Genomic DNA, 223 nt, shown 5'->3' with positions numbered 1-223 from the left:
TGGCGTCGCCGGTGGGTTTGACCGAGTTGTTCGATGAGTGGATTTACACCCCGATCCACACGGGCGTCGACAACTTCATCAACAGCGATTTCGGTCTGCAGGTCGGTGGGTTGGTCAACCAGTTGTTGGGTTCGTATGCGATCGGGGACGGCGCGGACGGTACTGCGGAGAATCCTGACGGCGGTGCCGGTGGGTGGTTGTTCGGTGATGGTGGTGCCGGTTA

At 60.1% G+C, this 223-nt stretch carries 1 pseudogene; it reads left to right on the top strand.

Features of this window, described 5'->3' with window-relative positions:
• Window positions 1-223, top strand: a pseudogene (locus LI92_RS24140) (cellulase family glycosylhydrolase); the annotation flags it as partial.

This window comes from Mycobacterium sp. UM_Kg1, from assembly GCF_000972925.1.
Taxonomy (GTDB): domain Bacteria; phylum Actinomycetota; class Actinomycetes; order Mycobacteriales; family Mycobacteriaceae; genus Mycobacterium; species Mycobacterium hiberniae.
Note: the sequence above shows the minus strand (reverse complement) of the source record. Positions and strands in the feature narration are given on the sequence as shown.